This window comes from Emticicia sp. CRIBPO, assembly GCF_009905725.1.
Classification (GTDB): domain Bacteria; phylum Bacteroidota; class Bacteroidia; order Cytophagales; family Spirosomataceae; genus Leadbetterella.
This window is the reverse complement of record NZ_JAAAKV010000003.1, coordinates 390,354-408,199: the sequence shown is the minus strand read 5'-3', so window position 1 is coordinate 408,199 and position 17,846 is coordinate 390,354. Positions and strand designations below refer to the sequence as shown.

The 17,846-nt window shown below is 43.3% G+C and carries 17 protein-coding genes; 8 read left to right on the top strand and 9 right to left on the bottom strand.

Translation table 11 applies throughout. The annotated features are described in order from the left end of the window. Window positions 1–44: 44 nt before the first annotated feature. The 3 genes from GVN16_RS08565 to GVN16_RS08555 all read right to left on the bottom strand — a co-directional run bounded on the left by GVN16_RS08565 (window position 45) and on the right by GVN16_RS08555 (window position 5,726). Complete coding sequence (locus GVN16_RS08565; protein WP_166563449.1) at window positions 45–2,453, bottom strand: ABC transporter permease; 2,409 nt, start codon at window positions 2,451–2,453, stop codon at window positions 45–47. Between the two features lie 203 nt (window positions 2,454–2,656). Then, the gene (locus tag GVN16_RS08560; protein ID WP_166563448.1) at window positions 2,657–5,110 is read right to left on the bottom strand and encodes an ABC transporter permease; all 2,454 of its coding nucleotides are present in this window, start codon (window positions 5,108–5,110) and stop codon (window positions 2,657–2,659) included. A 43-nt stretch (window positions 5,111–5,153) separates the two neighbouring features. Next, window positions 5,154–5,726, bottom strand: coding sequence for a hypothetical protein (locus GVN16_RS08555; RefSeq protein WP_166563447.1), 573 nt, complete (start codon window positions 5,724–5,726; stop codon window positions 5,154–5,156). A gap of 465 nt (window positions 5,727–6,191) precedes the next feature. Between GVN16_RS08555 and GVN16_RS08550 the strand changes: the two genes are divergently transcribed. After that, on the top strand, window positions 6,192–7,250 hold the full coding sequence (locus tag GVN16_RS08550; protein ID WP_166563446.1) for a sensor histidine kinase: 1,059 nt from the start codon (window positions 6,192–6,194) through the stop codon (window positions 7,248–7,250). Window positions 7,251–7,367: 117 nt separating this feature from the next. Then, complete coding sequence (locus GVN16_RS08545; protein ID WP_166563445.1) at window positions 7,368–8,003, top strand: response regulator transcription factor; 636 nt, start codon at window positions 7,368–7,370, stop codon at window positions 8,001–8,003. A 637-nt stretch (window positions 8,004–8,640) separates the two neighbouring features. On the opposite strand, the gene GVN16_RS08540 is transcribed toward GVN16_RS08545, so the two are convergent. Beyond that, on the bottom strand, window positions 8,641–8,931 hold the full coding sequence (locus tag GVN16_RS08540; protein ID WP_166563444.1) for a hypothetical protein: 291 nt from the start codon (window positions 8,929–8,931) through the stop codon (window positions 8,641–8,643). 27 nt (window positions 8,932–8,958) lie between these two features. Here GVN16_RS08540 and GVN16_RS08535 point away from each other — a divergent pair, with 27 nt between their 5' ends. Continuing rightward, entirely contained in the window at window positions 8,959–9,630 is a 672-nt protein-coding gene (locus GVN16_RS08535; protein WP_166563443.1) for a C39 family peptidase, read from the top strand. A 4-nt stretch (window positions 9,631–9,634) separates the two neighbouring features. Continuing rightward, window positions 9,635–10,264: a hypothetical protein gene (locus GVN16_RS08530; protein WP_166563442.1), complete on the top strand. Its 630-nt coding sequence runs from the start codon at window positions 9,635–9,637 to the stop codon at window positions 10,262–10,264. A gap of 130 nt (window positions 10,265–10,394) precedes the next feature. Here GVN16_RS08530 and GVN16_RS08525 read toward each other — a convergent pair whose 3' ends face one another. The 4 genes from GVN16_RS08525 to GVN16_RS08510 all read right to left on the bottom strand — a co-directional run bounded on the left by GVN16_RS08525 (window position 10,395) and on the right by GVN16_RS08510 (window position 12,817). Continuing rightward, window positions 10,395–10,595 carry a hypothetical protein gene (locus GVN16_RS08525; protein WP_166563441.1) on the bottom strand — a complete coding sequence of 67 codons (201 nt, stop codon included), beginning with the start codon at window positions 10,593–10,595 and terminating at the stop codon, window positions 10,395–10,397. A gap of 268 nt (window positions 10,596–10,863) precedes the next feature. Further along, window positions 10,864–11,349 (bottom strand): hypothetical protein, encoded by a 486-nt coding sequence (locus GVN16_RS08520; RefSeq protein WP_166563440.1) that lies wholly within the window; start codon window positions 11,347–11,349, stop codon window positions 10,864–10,866. A gap of 110 nt (window positions 11,350–11,459) precedes the next feature. Further along, on the bottom strand, window positions 11,460–11,876 hold the full coding sequence (locus GVN16_RS08515) for an OsmC family peroxiredoxin (RefSeq protein WP_166563439.1): 417 nt from the start codon (window positions 11,874–11,876) through the stop codon (window positions 11,460–11,462). Window positions 11,877–11,962: 86 nt separating this feature from the next. Next, window positions 11,963–12,817 carry an AraC family transcriptional regulator gene (locus GVN16_RS08510; RefSeq protein WP_166563438.1) on the bottom strand — a complete coding sequence of 285 codons (855 nt, stop codon included), beginning with the start codon at window positions 12,815–12,817 and terminating at the stop codon, window positions 11,963–11,965. Between the two features lie 237 nt (window positions 12,818–13,054). Here GVN16_RS08510 and GVN16_RS08505 point away from each other — a divergent pair, with 237 nt between their 5' ends. The 4 genes from GVN16_RS08505 to GVN16_RS26250 all read left to right on the top strand — a co-directional run bounded on the left by GVN16_RS08505 (window position 13,055) and on the right by GVN16_RS26250 (window position 15,251). Next, window positions 13,055–13,444: a hypothetical protein gene (locus GVN16_RS08505; protein WP_166563437.1), complete on the top strand. Its 390-nt coding sequence runs from the start codon at window positions 13,055–13,057 to the stop codon at window positions 13,442–13,444. Between the two features lie 107 nt (window positions 13,445–13,551). Beyond that, window positions 13,552–13,911: a hypothetical protein gene (locus GVN16_RS08500; RefSeq protein ID WP_166563436.1), complete on the top strand. Its 360-nt coding sequence runs from the start codon at window positions 13,552–13,554 to the stop codon at window positions 13,909–13,911. Next, window positions 13,908–14,297 carry a hypothetical protein gene (locus tag GVN16_RS08495; protein WP_166563435.1) on the top strand — a complete coding sequence of 130 codons (390 nt, stop codon included), beginning with the start codon at window positions 13,908–13,910 and terminating at the stop codon, window positions 14,295–14,297. The genes GVN16_RS08500 and GVN16_RS08495 overlap by 4 nt, the downstream gene beginning before the upstream one ends. 216 nt (window positions 14,298–14,513) lie before the next feature. Continuing rightward, window positions 14,514–15,251, top strand: a complete 738-nt coding sequence (locus GVN16_RS26250; RefSeq protein ID WP_166563434.1) for a collagen-like protein — start codon at window positions 14,514–14,516, stop codon at window positions 15,249–15,251. An 84-nt stretch (window positions 15,252–15,335) separates the two neighbouring features. On the opposite strand, the gene GVN16_RS08485 is transcribed toward GVN16_RS26250, so the two are convergent. Then, entirely contained in the window at window positions 15,336–17,756 is a 2,421-nt protein-coding gene (locus GVN16_RS08485) for a TonB-dependent receptor (protein ID WP_166563433.1), read from the bottom strand. Between the last annotated feature and the right edge of the window lie 90 nt (window positions 17,757–17,846).

Sequence of the window (17,846 nt, the reverse complement as noted above, 5' to 3'; positions counted from 1 at the left end):
CAGTAAGACCGTTCTCCTTTCTCCGTCCTCCTTGTCTCCAGCTCCTAATCGCTCTTCAAAGACTTCACCGGGTTTTCAAGGGCAGCTTTCAGGGTCTGGAACCCTACCAGGAGGGCTACTATCCCTCCGAAAGCCACACCCACTACCGACAGGGTAACCCAGTCGATGTCTACCCTGTAAGCGTAGTTTTTAAGCCATTTCCCTATTAAAGTATAAACCATCGGAAAGGAAACCACTATGGCTATGCCCAGTACGATCATGAATTCTTTCAGGAAAAGCATGATGATACTGCCCCCCGATGCCCCCAGCACTTTCCTGATGCCGAGTTCTTTGGTCCTTCTTGCGATATTCAGCGACACGGTTCCCAAAACACCCAGCAAAACAATCACTATCGAAAGAACGGTAGCCACCTGGGATGCCTTACGAAGCCTGAGTTCTGACTCATACAGCTGCTGAAGGCTGTCATCTATAAATTTATATTCAAACGGTGCACCGGGCATCAATTGATTCCATTTTTTACCGACAGAAGCCAAAGCCGCAGGCAGATCACCTGAACTCAGCCTGATCGACATGTACCGGTAATAGTTGGTACCCATTACATGAAGAAACGCCACAGGACGGATGTTCTGATGCATGGATTCGAAATGAAAATCTTTTACCACGCCATCAATCGTCATCGGGCTGCCGGCAGTCTGCATCCTGATGGTCTGGCCGACGGCCGCTTCAGCATTTTTAAATCCAAGGGCTTTGACGGCTGCTTCATTGAACACCACTTTGTCACGGATTAGAGAATCATTTGCATAGCCGAAGAACTTTCCGGCTACCGTCTTTATCTGGTAGGTCGGGGCAAATTTCTCGTCGGTCTGTAAAACCGGGGCAAAAACCGCCTGGGTCGAGTCCTGGCCTGGCAGATAAAACCCTGCACTGAAGCCTGATCTGCCATTGGGGATTTCGTATGAAAAACTGGCCTCGCTCACTTCAGGCAATGAAGCCAGTTCCTGGCGGATGGTCTCCATTTTACGGGTGCCTTCCGGTGTCCAGTCGCGGGGCACAGGCACAGATAAAACCGATTCTTTGGAATAGCCCAGGTCTTTATTAAAGAAGAAACTGACCTGACGCGAAATGAAAGCAGCACTTCCGAAAACAAACAGAGCGATGGTAAACTGGGATACCACGAGTATCCTTCTGAACAAAACGTTTTCTTTGACGGATCTGAACTTTCCCTTCATGGATTCTATAGAAGGTAAAGAAGATAATATAAAAGCAGGATAAATGCCCGCCAGCACACCGGTAATCAGGGTCAGCACCATCGCTACCCCGATAAAATAAGGAGAACCAGTGAACAGCGAGACGATGGGCTTGCCCAGGACTTCACTGAAAAAGCTCCTGGATGATTCATAAATCACAAAGGAAACCAGTAAGGAAAAAAAGGCTATCAGTACAGATTCTGTCAGAAATTGCCTGATGACCTGGCCTTTTAAGCTCCCCAGAACTTTTCTTACACCGATTTCTTTCAATCTCGAAGATGAACTGCCGATTGAAATATTGACAAAGTTGACGATGGCCATCAGCATGATGAAAAAGGCCACAATACTGAGTGTGGTCACTGTCTTTCTGATCAATCCGTTGTCTGCATCCAGGTAAAGGTCCTGAAGGGACATCAGTTTCACGCTGAGGTTATCACGGACCTGCTCTGAAGCATGGGTATTCATCAGTTGTTTAATGGGCTGATCGAGATCGGCTGGCTTAACTCCCTCCTTAAGTTCGATGTAATTAACCACATATAGATTGTCCCAGCCGTCAAAATTACCACGGTCAAAAAACGCCATGGACGATTCAGACATCAGAATGGGATCATGTTCATGAAACATGTTCAGAATCGAATTGAAGGGCAATTCATCCAGCACACCCGTGATCATAAAATCCCTTTTCTCTCCGGAAAATGAATCTATGGACAAGGTCTGACCCACGACATCGGTTTTACCGAAATACTTATTGGCCGTTTCTGTGGAAATTACGACGGAATTGGGCTGATCAAAAGCTGTTTTTGCATCACCATGCAGCAAAGGAAATCCATACATCCGCAGGATGGTGGAATCTCCGATCTGGATATCTTCCCTGAAGTGGTTATCGCCTTTTGAAACCACGGTCGTAACCGCGTCAAATCGGTAATAATTGCTGACCAGTTCAGGATAAGAAGTTTTGAGAGCTTCGCCCAGGGGAGCAATGGAGGTCTGTTCAAGGCCCATTTCCTTTTTCTTCCATTCTGAGCGGACCATGTATTGGTGATCCTGGTGCTTCAGAGCCGTATTGACCCTGACTTCTGACCAGATATACTGGGTAACCAGCAAGGTAAAAGCCATTCCCACCGATAAACCGAGAATGGTTACCGCTGAGTAAAATTTGCGTTTGGTCAGGTTACGCCAGGCGATTTTAAGATAGTTTAGAATCATTGTTATCTGGAAAAAGGAGACCGGAAAAAGTTTTCGTATCTCTGCTAGTTGTTAAAAATTCTATCGTTCAAATATGGCGATAAGCTCAGACGTTGCATACAACATCCCTACCCAAAATCCAATCAATCATTCAATCCCGCCCGGGGCGAAGCCCAGGTCGGGCAGGCATTCTATCATTCAAAATTCATTCATTCAAAATTCATTCACTCACTCTTAAACGAGTCCACCGGGTTCATCATGGCGGCTTTGACGGCCTGGTAGCCTATCGTAACCAGGGCAATGACAATGGCTCCTGTACCTGCCATCACAAAAATCCACCATTCTATCGTGATTTTATATTTAAAATTATTCAGCCATTCGTTCATAAAATACCAGGCTATCGGGCTGGCTGTCAGCAAAGCGATGAAAACAAGCTTCACAAAGTCCCTTGAAATCAGGGAAGTGATGCCGAAAACTGAAGCTCCGAGCACTTTACGGATACCGATTTCTTTGGTACGCTGCTCGACAGAAAAGGCGATCAGCCCGAACAAACCTAAACACGCCACCGCAATCGACAGGAAGGTAAAAATGCCGAGTACTTTAGCTGTTTTTTCTTCAGAACGGTATAAAGCTTCAAAGTTTTTATCCAGGAAAGAATACGAAAAAGGCACTTCAGGCATAAATTTCTTCCATTTAGCTTCTGCTTTTGCCAGCAGTTTCGCTTCACCACCGGCGGTTGATTTAACCAGCAGATAGTTCTTCGGGGTTTCGTTCATTTTAGAACTCTTATGAAACAATGCAAACGGCGTAATGGCCTCACGGACAGACTGTGCATCAAAATCCTTGACCACTCCAATTACTTTAAACCTGGTATTGTCTCCGCCCGGATACCTGAGATACTGTCCCAGCGGATTTTGCCAGCCTATAGCTTTGACGGCCGTTTCATTCAGGATCACACTCGCTGAATCATTGGTGCCGGTATCAGAAAAGTTTCTCCCCAGCCTGATCCTGACCTGTGTGGTCGGAATAAAGTGTTCATCCACCATATATGAATACAGAGTCAGGTCTTTAGCTACCGGTCTTGTGTCATTTTCAGGTTCGGGTACATAAAAATCTCCGAAAGCACTGCCAGCAGGGATGTCCGTGCTGATAGAAGCATTGACCACCTCCGGTTCTTTGCTGATTTCCTGTCTGAAAGTCTCTTTACCCGGCATATCGAATATATTGGGTAAAATCAGCACATTTTCGTTGACAAAACCCATGTCTTTGTTGCGGGTAAACTGCAGCTGATTGAAAACCACCGTTGAGCAAATGATGAGGGCAATGGAAACCGTAAACTGGAAAACCACCAGTCCGTTTCTCACCAGCCTGCTGCTGAACGAGGTTTTGATATAATTGGCCTTCAGGGTATTGACCGGATTAAAAGAAGTAAGGTAAAATGCCGGGTAACTACCAGAAAGTAAGCCCACAAACACAATGATACCCGCTAAAAGCAAAAGGTTATTCAGCTCAAACACATTTTCAAAAACGAGGCTCTTCCCTGAAATCTGGTTGAAATAAGGGATAAACAAGGAAATGAAGAGCAAGGCCACCAATGTAGCAAGCAGGGTATAAAGGTAAGATTCCGTAAAAAACTGCAGTATGATCCTGGAGCGGTTAGCTCCGAGGGCTTTCTGGATACCCACTTCTTTGGCCCTTTTCACCGAACGGGCGGTGGTCAGGTTCATAAAGTTAATACAGGCCAGTATGATCACAAAAACGGCGATGACCATAAAAATCCTCACTTGCTGAATATCCCCAAGGTTGTCAATGCGTGATTCATAACCTCTCGAATACAGATGAACATCCTTCATAGGTCTGATGGAAAAATTCCATCTGCCGCCTTTTTTAAGGAAAGCTTCAAAGGGCTGACCGATTCTTTCAAAAGCCTCCACTGCATACCGGCTGACCATGCCCGGGAACCTGGTGTTGAGCGATGCTACCTGCTCAGGAGTAATGTTCTTTTTAAGCAGAACATAGGTATCCATCTGCAGCCAAACCCAGCTCCATGAAAAGGCTTCGGTCACCCGCAGGGATTTCATGGGCTTCAAGATCTTAAACTGAATGGAAGTCTGAGCAGGCAATTCTGCCAGTACCCCGGTTATTTTGACGGGATTTCCGTTGAAAAGCAGGATTTTACCGATGGCCGGCTCTGAGGCGAAATATTTCCTGGCCATATCTTCCGTGATTACGGCTGCATCCGGATCTGAAAAGCAGGTCCGGGGGTTACCGGCCAGCATTTTATAATCAAATATCTGCAGGAAATTGGAGTCAACCGCCAGCACTTCCTTTTCGATAAACTGGGTATTTTTAGCAGGGTTGTTGACCACTACCTCGTAAGGTCTGAAAACCCGGGTGAAGGCTTCGATCTCAGGAAACTCCTGTAACATGGTGCTTCCGACCGGTGGCGGGGTGTTGGAAGTCAGGCTTTCGGTCTCCCCCATTTTGGCGTCGAGCGTTACCTGGTAAATGCGGTCTGATTTGCTGAAAGAACGGTCGTAAACCAGCTCATCACGGACATACATGACAATTACCAAGGCTGAGGCAATACCCATGGCAAGTCCGAAAACATTGATGAATGAATACGTCCTGTTTTTCCAAAAATTCCTGATGATGATCTTAAAGTAATTTCTGGCCATGACACTGTTGGTTTTAAAGTAGGTTAACTTTACCCGGTACGGATTAACGCGGCAATCCTATTTCTTTTTCAAACTCTTCTACTATCCTGGCCCTCTTTTGCGGGGTTTCGGCTCCTGAATCTACTGTTTTTTCGGAAATATATTCGACGCCTTCTTTAGAAAAACTGTATTTCATATATAAAACACCGCTCTTAGGGTCAAAACTCACTTCTTTTGAGAAACCCTTGATTTTAGCCTGATTCCTGCTATTTCCGGAGGCATTGGTTCTCTCAAATGACTGGTCAAAATCGTTGTTTACAGAAGATTTCACCACAGGTGGCTTCGACGCGGCCGCATGCCTGGGAGCCTCCGGGGCTACGGGAGGCTCAGGTGCAGAAACACCTGAAATACCTAATTCATTGAGGACTTTACCTTGTAATTCTTCCTTTTCTGCTTTGCTTAAGCCCTCTACATTAAAAGATTTATTGTAATTGACAGGCTTGCCGTTTACAGTACCGTCTATCTGTATATGAAGCGATTTGCCGTTGTCGTTGACAGACTTGCTCAGTGAAACATTCCTTTGAGCCATGCCGGCAAAACTGATCAGGGAAGTGATAATTAAAAGTCCGGTCTTCATTGATGTTAAATTATTTATAAATAGCTTTTTCATAATTCGTGTCGTCTTTTAAATAAGTGCAGGGGTTTTAAACTCCCTGCACTTTATAAGTATTATAGCTTTTCATTCATTTGTATTTCTTTTTATTCAAACGGTATGCCAAAATCACAACATATTGATTATTAATACATTAAAATAATACCTGTTTTCGAAACTGTCCGAAAACGAACACTCCGAGTTCAGCTTCGGACAGTGTCTGATTACACCTATCCGGCAGCAGGTGATCATAAAAAAGGATTTATTTTCCCTGCCAAGTCGTGATTTGAACGCGAATAAGCCGCTTAATTTATGTTGAAAACCCCTGATTGAATAAAAAATCCTGGTGGTTAATGAATAAGCTGACAAAAACTTATTAAACTTAAGCTGATTTTCCAAGCAGGGGCATTTTACCAGGTTGGAAGACGTGACCCAAACCTTAAAAAGAATATGTATAAAATACTCATTTTTATACTTTTCAGCTTACATGCTGTGGCCGGACCCGGTCTCAGTAGGGTATTGGTCAACAACCAGCCTTATGATCTTAAAAAGTCCCCGGTTATTCATCTTGAACCTTCCAATGAACAGCTTTTATTTGAATTTGAACCCTCAAAAGGCGATACCGTATTCTATCATTACAGGCTTGAGGGGCTGCAGTCCAGATGGTTTAAAACTTCGTATCCTGTAGTCAATTTTCAGCACCTGGCTGGTGGTGAATATACTTTCCGTTTCAAATCAGAAAGCGACGGCCTGATGTCGTCGGAAACCAGTGTGCGGATCATCGCCAAGCAGGCTTTTTGGCAAAAATGGTGGTTCTGGCCTCTGATCGCCATTTACGTCATCCTGATTCTCGGAATAGGTATCTATCTGTTTTTCATGTATGACATCCGCCAGAAACTGAGGCTTCACCATGTCAGGAACCAGATTGCTTCTGATTTGCACGACGAAGTAGGTTCCAACCTTAACTCCATCGCTATTTTTGTGGAACTCTTAAGAAAAAAGGTCATGGCAGAAAACCCTGAATTGTTGCCGATCCTGGACAAAATAACCAGCAACTCGGAAGAAACAGTGACTTTGATGAAAGATACCGTCTGGGCTATTAATCCCCTGAACGATTCTACAGAGAAACTCATAGACCGTATGCACTCGTTCGGAGCAGAGATCTTATCCGCCAGAGGCATTGCTTTCGAGTTTGAATCGGAGAAGGACCTGAAGAAGGACATTTTCTCTATGGAACAAAGACGGAATCTCTACCTTGTTTACAAAGAAGCCATCAACAACATCGCCAAGCACTCGTCGGCCAGCCGGGCAAAATGCATGATCACTTATTCAGAAAATGAAGTAAAAGTAGCCATCAGTGATAATGGTAAGGGTTTTGATTTTAAGCAGTCATTTGAAGGCAACGGGCTTAAAAACTTCAAAATCCGCAGTCAGGAAGAGGATTTAAAGGTAAATGTGGAGTCATCTCCCGGAGACGGCACTCAGCTGAATATAACGCTTTATGTTTAGCTTTATCCCCAATATTGGGGATTTACCGGCGTCGGTTTGGGTACTACTTTTACCGTATAATAAAAATACAACATAATGAATGTTAATTAATCATACAGCCGTTAAATTAGACCAATAATGATAAGTATACTCCTTTTTGAAGACAATAAGAACCTGCGGGAAAGTCTTTCGCTCTATCTGGCCGGTACAGACGGATTGTGGCTTTCGGGTGCTTATGCTGATGCGACCGAGGCGGTGAAGTTGGTAAAGAAGTATAAACCCGATGTGGTGCTGATGGACATCCAGATGCCGCACCTGTCCGGAATTGAGGCGATGAGGGCCATCAAAAAGGTGAATCCTGAGGTCAAGGTGCTGATTCAGACTGTTTTTGAAGACGACGATAAGATTTTTGCTGCCATTTGTGCCGGAGCCAACGGGTATATCATCAAAAACCCGAAAGCAGAGACCTACGTACAGGCGGTCACTGATGTATACAACGGAGGGTCACATCTGAGTCCGAGTATAGCGGCCAAGGTGATGAAAATGTTTCAGAACCAGTTTGTGCAAAAAGAGCAGACCTACGTTTCCCTGACCCAACGCGAAAAGGAAGTGCTCCAGTGCATGGTCAAAGGCATGAGTTATAAAATGGTGGCCGATGCCTGTGATATCAGTTTCAATACAGTACACAGTCACGTTAAAAATATTTACGAAAAACTACACGTCAACTCAGCCCCCGAAGCGGTGGTGAAGGCTTTGGAGATGAGGTTGGTCTGAGCAGGTAAATCCCGCGGCCTATAATCAGATTGGCTACGACGAAGGAAAGATTCAGTATAATCAATGAGATTTGAAAGTAATCCGGAGAAGTTTCATACAACTTATATTGAAGCAGCCCCGAAATAAGTGGGAAGACACATCCGATAATAAAACCTGCCGATATCAGGAAAAATGGATTCCTGAATGGTGTTATGTTAAGTTTGAAGAGTTCTTTTCTCATGATGATGATATGCAGGCATATGAAATAGACCTGAATACCAAACCAAGCCTGAGCATCGTATTTTGTCAGGCCGATAAACCAAAAAACGCGTAGAAAAAGGACCACTAAGCCAACAGCAATTATCCAGGGCAATGCTCTTTTCAGCAAAACTATGTTTGTGCTTTTAAATAAAAAATAAGAGACGACTCCAAAAAAATTAGCGTAGTAAAAGGGCGTCAACCAGTAGGAATTCTCATCATAGAAGAAATAAATACAAAAAGTGATCACATCTAACAAAAAACCAACACTAAAATGAAAAAAGAGAATTTGATGGAGGAGAGAAAAACGGCTCCCCTTGAACGCAAAAAGAAGAGGTATCAATGTCGTAAACATCGATACCAAATTACAAACTTCATTGATTTTTGTCCAATTCATATTTCATCCAGGACTCTTGGCTACACCTTGAGGGTTACCACCAATACCTCCACTGTTTTGGCCGTCAAGATAAACAAATATCTGGCCATTTTCAACTGTAATGAAAACTTCGAGCTTGTCATTCGAATAATTGGGAAATTCAGGAACTCCACCCATTTGCTGCAAAACCTCTTCGCGGCTGAAAACATACGAAGTTGTAACTACTTTTTTGCCAAAGAGTCTTCCGATACGGAGATTTTTAAACGCATTGTGCTCGTTACTTAAAAGATTAAGATTCAAGTTTAGATAAGACATGATCGATAAAATTTAAATGTTTAAATAATGAAAATATCGTACACAAAAATACTCTTTTTCCTCGTTTACACGCTATCCCCAATTTTGGGGAGGGGACAGTTACGAGTTATCGAATCCTCATTTTACAAATGTGCTGATCTTGCAAAACTCGACGTCATACCACAAAGGCATCCGCACTGGTGTTTTGCGGCTACAAGCCAGATGGCTCTAACCTATTTTAAGAAGCCCGTAGATTACCAATACAGGATTGCAGAAACCCTTGTAAGTGCTACCAACGTACATAATGATGCCTGCTACACTCAGGCAATCGATATGACAAACATCAGAATTCCTTCGAGTTCAATTGATAATTGGGTCGAATATCTCCAATCTAAAGGGCTACAGAATGCGAGATATCATATTAATATGAATACGAACATTTTGAAAAATCAATTAGACAACTGTAATCCTGTCATAGGCATATTTAATGTTCAGGGAATTAATGATTTTCATGCTATGCTGATCGTTGGGTATATTATAGGAAAAGATAAAGGTTTATTTAGCCTCTTTAAGACATCAAGAACATTCTTTAAAGTGTTGGATCCTTTAGATCCTTGCCAGGGGTGCACCTATTGGATCGAATACGCGAAAGGTGAGTTCAAATCATCCACAATCAACAGAATATATGCAATCAACCAGTCAAGAATGATAACTTTTTAACATTATGAAAATACTACTCCTTTCTATCCTTTTATTTACCTTTTCCGGCAGTTTCGGAAAATCATTTTACGAAAATATAACAGGTAAGGCCAGAAAAGATCTGCAAGAAAGGCTGGGCGACGATGAATTTGCCAGCATGTATTTTATGGCAGATGAGGCTCAACTCAAAATATTGCGTTTATGTCTGAATGACACTTCCCCGGTGGTCATCAAAATAAACGGTCTTAACTACAAGCCAGATACTAGAACCCTGATGCTGGCAACGACAGAGTACCTGGTCATCTTCAGCAATCCGGATGCACCTAAAGAGACAGTCATGATCAGTTATGACAAAAATCTGGTAGCCATAAATGCTGCACCCGGAAGCGGATGTCAGGAACTGCTTTTTGGCCCTGTGCTTCAATTGACAGACCGGAATCTGCAACGCCTCATTGGCAACAGCCCGCAGTACTCAGGGTATGAAATTTTTATTCCTCTAGGCAGCCGGTTCGTACTTAAAGAAAGTCTGTTTTTAGCAACAGAAAATCAAAACAACGTAAAAACCTGGAAAAACCTGGCGACAGGTAAAGTCTTACTATCTTATCCTGATGTCCTAGAGTTTATCGGGCAGCTGGACTTTAGTCAGCAATTTTAGCCTTATCAGACCTTATAGAAATCTCCCTTCCAAATCCCCATCATTGGGGATTTGTTGTTTTATTGGTTCATTTACATAATTGTATGCTTAATGGAAAATAGCATAAAAACCTATCCCCTCACCTTTCAATTCACGGTATTTTGATTTTAAGACCATCCCCACCATACGTCCTTAATTTCAGATAACTGGTGTCAACTAAAATCGTTGGAAGGCCGTTTGAGGTCTCTTTGATGATGGCTTGAGGCTCAGGAGTTTCGTTTTTTGTGCAGGAAGCAATTGCCAGAATTACTGCAACAGCTGCACAGGCAAGGGTTTTAAAGGTTGCTTTCATTTTTTTAAAAATTAAGGATTTACTAATCATAAATTGAAACAGCACATTATAAATCCAATGCTCTGTTTCATTCAAATATCAGTAAAATCCTGACATAAAACAAGTATACGTCAGGGTTTTAAAAGATAAAAAAACAAAGTTTCAAGAAGTCAAACCTTCCTTACAAAGTCCTCTTAATCAGGTATTTTGACTTTATACACTACTGAATTTCGGGTATTATTTCCCTAAATCATATATTATAGAAAAAGACAGTACAGATACTTAACTCTTATCCCTTGTTAATTGCCCGTTGCATCCTGAACTGATAAACTGAACCCGCTACAAAGAGTATAAAAAGGACCAGTAAAGTCTTGGCGATGATAGGATCCGCGGGAGATTCTGCTAACGGATGTCCTATCGGAACTCTCGTAAGTGTTTCGTTGATGGTCGGCACCCATGAAAGGAAAAAGCTGAACGACAGCAGGAAGTTTTCAATATACCTGGCTTTATTGCTTGTCTGCCTTTTTTGAGATAAATAATAAGCTGCAAGCACCAACAATACGATAAACAATGAAAAAACATGCCCCGGGTTGAAACCTCCGTGTTTAGAGATTCCTAACGCCGTAAATGAAGTGATGAGGGTACAATAAAAATAGATCCTACCCGTTAGTCTGCTCAGGTCGATTTTACCATATTTTACCAACGCAACCAGTGCAGCGACAATGGCAGCGATGCCTATCACTGTATGAAAAATGCCTAAGTTTGAGAGTCCCATAGTTTTTGTTTTTTTAAGACCGTTTGTTAAGCATATGTCCGCCGTGCCAACAAGCGGACATATAAACACCATTGAATTTTCTATGGTAAGCTTTTCCCGGCCTTTTTGAGTTAAGATATGAAATGAGCTTCTGAACTGATGGGTACATTCAACGCCTTAGAGATCAAACAATTTTGCTCAGCCCCTTTTGTAACAGCTTCAAATTCGACGGCATCAATACCGGATACTTTGCCCGTGATAGCAAGATGTATGCCTGTAATACCCAAGCCTTCCATCACCAGGGTGGCTTCGGTGCTCAGTGATTCAGGACTCAGGCCTTTTTCTGTAAGAGCATAGCTGACAGCCATGGTGAAGCACCCCGCATGTGCGGCCGCCAGCAGTTCTTCAGGATTGGTACCTTTTTCACCTTCTGCAAAACGGGTTTTAAAACTGTAGTTCGTTTTGTTCAGAATTTCACTTTGGGTGCTTATATCCCCCTTGCCTTCTTTTATGTTGCCTGTCCAGTTTGCTTTTGCAGTACGTTTCATTTTTTTAAATGTAAATGTTTGATTGTCAATATTGACAATGCAAAATTGCATCACAAAAAACGGAAGGGCTTGGCGGATCAGCTCAATTATTTGGCAATTTGGTTCAACCGGTAATGGGTTGGCGTAACATTGAATTTTTCATGAAAACTCCTGGTGAAATTTGCCAGGTCGTTAAATCCGCAATCAAAAGCTATATCTGTGATGCGATTACCGGAAACCAACAGGAGTTCGGCCGCTTTTTCAAGTCTTTTGTTTTTGATATAATTGGCGGGAGAGTCGTTGTAGAGTTTTGTGAATTCCCTCTTAAAGGAGGAAACACTTAGATTGGTCTTACGTGCCAGCTCTTCGATACTCACCTGCGAAAACAAATTAGCTTCAATGATCTGTTTAAAGGTGTAAGTAACCGGAGAGAAAAGTTGCGATAATATGACCTGTACGGTCCCGGCATTTTTTGTTTGTGATAGCAGGAGAATGATTTCTTTCAGTTTTAAAATCAGAATTTCATCATTTATCAAAGATGGGTTTTCAAAATAATACAGCAGGCCTTCCATATATTTCTGAATCAAAAAGTCGTTGCTTATTTTGTCGCTCGACTGATTGGTTACCATATTCCGGGGCGATTGCAGCAATGAAGGAAGTTCTCTTTCATAAATTTTCTTTAAAACATCAGCATGAAAAGTGACAATGACGATTTCACTATTTTCTTTTGAGTCTGATTGGTGAATTTGTTTCCCGGAGTTGATACAATTCAGAAATAAAGAATGGTTGGCAGGAATATCCATGGTTTGACCGTCCATTTCATATTGCATTTCCCCTTTGAGCATATATAAAAAACAAGCCTGTTCTGAAACCGGAAAATTAAATTCAAAAGGCGGGTTTAATGTCCCTCTCTGAACAAACGATTTTCCATACAGATCAATTTTTTTATAGTCAATCATCATTTGCTTCTTAAGTAAAATTGCGGCCAGAGTATTCCCGAGGGACACCACATCCGCATGGCAAATGTACAAAAGTTGACAGAAGCATAAAAATCCAATTCAGCTCTCCGGCAGGATTTTGAGCAGTTCATTGCAAGATTCACACTTATCACATAGCCAGGACACTCCCCAAAATTGGGGATTTGTTGTTTTTACAGACATCCTGATCTTTGGGTATCAATTATTAAAATCAGATACCAGATGAAAACTACCTTTAAATTATTAGCAATCACAGCCATTCTCGCTCTATCATCATGCAAAAAGAAAACCGTCAGTGATCCCTATGCTTTCCTGAAAGGCTCCTGGCGATACTCCAACGGGGCCGAATGTCTTTTTGATGCCGGCACCAAAACTGCCAAGGGAACGAGGGTGCCGGACAATAATGCCGCCTTCAAATTTGTGGTAGGTGAAGACTACTGGAAAAATGTCGTTTCAACCGGAGAGAACACCTGGACATACGACCAGATTGTCAGATTCAGCGACGGCAAAACCGTGGAATACCGCAAAAGTACCCTGTCAAAAAAAGACGAAAATACCTTGAGCATGAGCACACCGGGTCTGAGCGATTCGGAGATGAAGAGGGTAAATTAAGCATTTTATTCTGAATAGTATCACCAGAATTGGGGATACCATGATAACAAAATTTCTAACACCTTTGATTTTAATTATTATGAAACCAAACTTAAAAAAACTAAGAAATGATCATTAACTCCCCAAAATTCGAGGTCAATCTGGGAGGGATAGACCTTACTGCCGAACAGGCAAAATCTCTGGAAAAAGCCATCCAGAATACGACGCTTACTTTTCTGGCTAAGCTGGATGCCGGATTTATGAAAGATGTTTTTGTACTGAAACCTGTGCCGGATGGAGATCCGAATCCACAACCAAGCAAGTTTTTCGCCAGAACTGTGGACAAAAAATGGTGGCTGGGTTATAAGCTCCTGAAACAAGCCCGTGAAAACATGATCGTTCCGACAGATTTCTTTGCTGCGGGAAACGACCTGATTGATGACGGTATAAAATTTAAGCTTGAAAGAGCAGTTTTAAAACAGGCATGAAAACCGGGACACCAATACTCTGCCCGAGTGCCAATCCAAAAGAAGGGGCAATACTTTTGGGGGTAGTTAAGGAAAATGGAGAAGTCTCTATCCTGGAAAACAGACTGGAAATTGATAATGACTTTATTCAAACAGCCTCCGAAGGTAGAGAGCTAACTCATCGTTTCCGTTTTGCAGACACTTGTGCGTCAAAAGGCTGTGCCAACTGGTCAGGAAATCATTGTATGGTACTGGATATTGCCCGTAAATTCTCCAACATTCAGCCAGCATCTTCACTTCCCGATTGTAATATTCGTCCTCAATGCAGGTGGTTCATGCAGGAAGGAGCGGAAGCTTGTAAAATATGCCCCAATATTCAGACAGGGAACATGATAATTGAAGTATAAAAACCGGAGGAGTTAACTTCCCTCCGGATTTTTTTTAAAATCACCTCATCCCCTCCCCTGCTCATTTCATCTGCCGTTACAGGTTAAAATTTACGTTCGGCATGCTTCTTCCAGGTCTTTTAAATGCATGAAGTCGCTTAAAAATCACCCTAATTAGGTATTTCCTTTCTCTGGTATCTTACAGAACTTTGCGAAAAACTAAAACTAATAACAACAATGAAAGCAAAACTATATTCATGCATAGCGGTAATGGTATTGGCCGGAGTGACCTTTTATGCTTGTAAAGGCCCTCAGGGCGACGTTGGCCCGCAAGGAGCTAAGGGTGAAACCGGAGCCCAAGGGCCGGCGGGAGCAGGAGCGACAGGGCCCCAGGGACCGGCAGGCCCGCAAGGCCCTCCGGGTGCACAGGGACAACAAGGCAATGCAGGTCCTCAGGGCCCGGCAGGACCAGTCGGGCCAACAGGGCCACAGGGTCCGGCGGGTACCACAGGAGCAACGGGACCACAGGGGCCACAAGGTCAGACCGGAACGGCAAATGTAATACAGTATAAATTTACCGCCCCCACTAATACCACCAACCCCTATGAGTCACAATATCTTCTGACAGATTTACCTGCCGGCGTTACCACCAATAACTCGCTGGTAATGACGTATGTGCTCCCGCCGGAGACAGACATCGTCAGTGCCAATTGGTGGATAGCACTTCCTTCTTTTCTTCCTACTAATTATACCATCAACAGACCTGGGTTGTACAGTTTCTTTTTTGGAGCCGGGAGTTCGGTTTATATAACACGCCAAAATGTTAACGGCTCGGGAGCATTTGTTTCAGATATTCCAAGATTTGCTGCAAAGATCATTGTAGTTCCTGCAGCCGTGCTAAAAACCGGTCGCTATACTGCAGATTTCTTTCAGGATTACAAACGTGTTCAGGCGGCTTTCAACCTTCCTGATTGATACTGTCACGTGAGTATACTTGTGTTTTAACAAAAAAATCCGGAGAACAAGTCCTCCGGATTTTTTATGGGGTCAGATGGGTTATCACCCGCCCTTGACCCTGTTTTGTTCGTCTTCCGAACCGCTCCTTCTGTCCCTGGCTGCTTTAATCTCGTTGCTGCCAAAACGGTAGTTGAAGTTGACCCTCAGCATCCTTCCTTCAAACTTAAACCTCAGGTCTGTCGCAATTCCGGCATATTCTGAGTGATAACCACCCCTGGCCGTATGCAAAACGTCGCTGAAAGTCAGTTTAAGCGTGGCATTGTCTTTCCAGAACTTCTTTTGTATTCCGGCGTCCATCATCCCCATGCCACTGTTGTAGTCGATGCGGCGATAAGGAGAATTATACCATCCGGATATCTCAAAACTCCAGTTCTTTTTCAGTTTAAAGGTACTCTGGGCATTTCCGTTCAACGCCGTCGTGTGGTTGTCGATCGTCAGGCCATTTTCAAACTCACCTCTCCATTGGTTGTAATATCCGTTCAGACTGACATAGATATTCCACCACTTGGTAAGGTCCGTCGAAAGACTCATGTTGAGGTTTACGCCCTGAGAGTAGTCCATGTTGCGGGCGATGAAATAGGTTCTGCTTTTGTCATAAGGAATACGCAGCCCCACCACTGGAAAACGTGTACGGTAATACCCCAGTGAGGTGGTCAGTTTTCCTTTATAAATATGAGTCAGCTTAAAATTATTGGCGTATTCAGGTCTCAGGAAAGGATTCCCTTTGGAGTAAACCAGCTCATCAATCCGGTATTCAAACGGGTTCAGGTCCTGATAACCCGGACGGTTGATCCTGCGGCTGTAATTAAAATTCAGTGAATGATCTTTAGAGGCTTTGTATGTCAGTGTTCCGCTTGGAAACAGGTTGATATAAGTCGTGTCTACCTTGTCCAGGTCATTGTGTTTGTAGCTGGTCAGGTGTCCGAGTGATTTGGTGCGTTCCATCCTCAGACCAGCCTGTATATCCCATTTTTTATGGAGTGATTTGTTATAATTGACGTATCCTGCATACACCCTTTCAGTGTAGGTAAAATTGTTACTGCGGTCGGTATCCCTGATCTCAACACCGTCTATCTGGTTGAAAAAATCAAAGGTATTATCTGATTTCACATCTGATAATTTAAAGCCGTAGCCCAGTTTTCCTTTTTTGAACGGGTGCTCATAATCTGCCTTAACAGACTGTATGATGATGTCTATCGGGGTTCTGGTAACATAATTTCTTTCGATAGATTCCATGCCGGGGGTATTGAAAGTATATTTATTCGGCTGAAAACTTACCCCCCTGGAATTAAATATCCCGTAATCCGCATCAATGTTCAGCTCCCGGCCTGTGGTGTCGGCATAGCGGTAGTTGAGGTTAAAATTCAGGTTCTTGTTGGTTTCAGGATTGGAAGTACGCGAGTCAAGCACTACCGAGTCAGGCACTGAGGCAAACCTCTTCCCTATCAGGGTCTGGCTTTCACCTCCACCGTTGTGGTTACTTATTCTGCCGTTGGCACTGAAACCGATCGTGTTTTTGGAATTGATAAAATAGTCGGCCCCCACTTTGGCGTTGCTGGACGTATCCCTCCAGATTCCGTTCCAGGTTTTGTCATACTTGATATTGTTCAGTATCTGGTTGTCAAGGGTCTGGTTGTGCCATGCACCCTGATTGTAGCTGTAATTTCCGAAAATGTTGATCTTCTTGTCCCTGTGGTTAAGGTTCAGGGAGGCGTTGTATTTGGGAGAAATCCCGAAGTTACCACCAAGACTTACATTTCCATTGGTACCGATTTTACGGTTTTTCTTCAGGCGGATATTGATGATACCGAGATCTCCCGCCGCATCATATTTGGCAGAAGGGCTCGTGATTACTTCAATGGCTTCAATATCGGCAGAGTTGAGGCTCTTCAGCGTAGAAGCCAGGTCTCTCCCGCTCATCGGGGATGGTCTGCCGTCAATGTAGATCCTTACGCCCGACTTACCGTTGACGAGGATGTTTTCATCCTTGTCAATCTGAACTCCGGGTGCTTTCCGGAGCAATTCAAGGCCATTGGAGCCTGTGGCGTTGATACTTCCTTCCACATTAAAGATGATCTTGTCATGCTGGACTTCAATCAGCGGCTTGGAAGCGACTACCTTGACTTCACCGAGTTGCTGTGCACCTGAACTTAAAATAAACGGCTGAAAATCAATGTCGGCATCCACAATCTCAAAATCAGGAGATTGAAAGGCCGCAAAACCCACCGCGGAAACCTTGATGTAAAACTTACCTTTGGGAATACCTCCCAGCTTAAATCCGCCGCTTTCATTGGCGATGTCCGCCTTCACGAGCGTAGAATCTTTGAAGTTGTGAACCGAAACCGTCGCAAAGGAAACCGCTTCCTTACTTTGACTTTGTACGGTTCCTTTGACACTAAAAGTCTGGGCAAATGTCATGCTGGAAAGGCATGACATCAGAATAATCAGTAAGAGATTTTTCATAATTTTTTTTAAATAGCTTTTTCATAATTTCTATGCCTTCTAGTGATCAGTAAGGTCGGGCAATGTTGCATCAGGTCAAAAAAACATGCT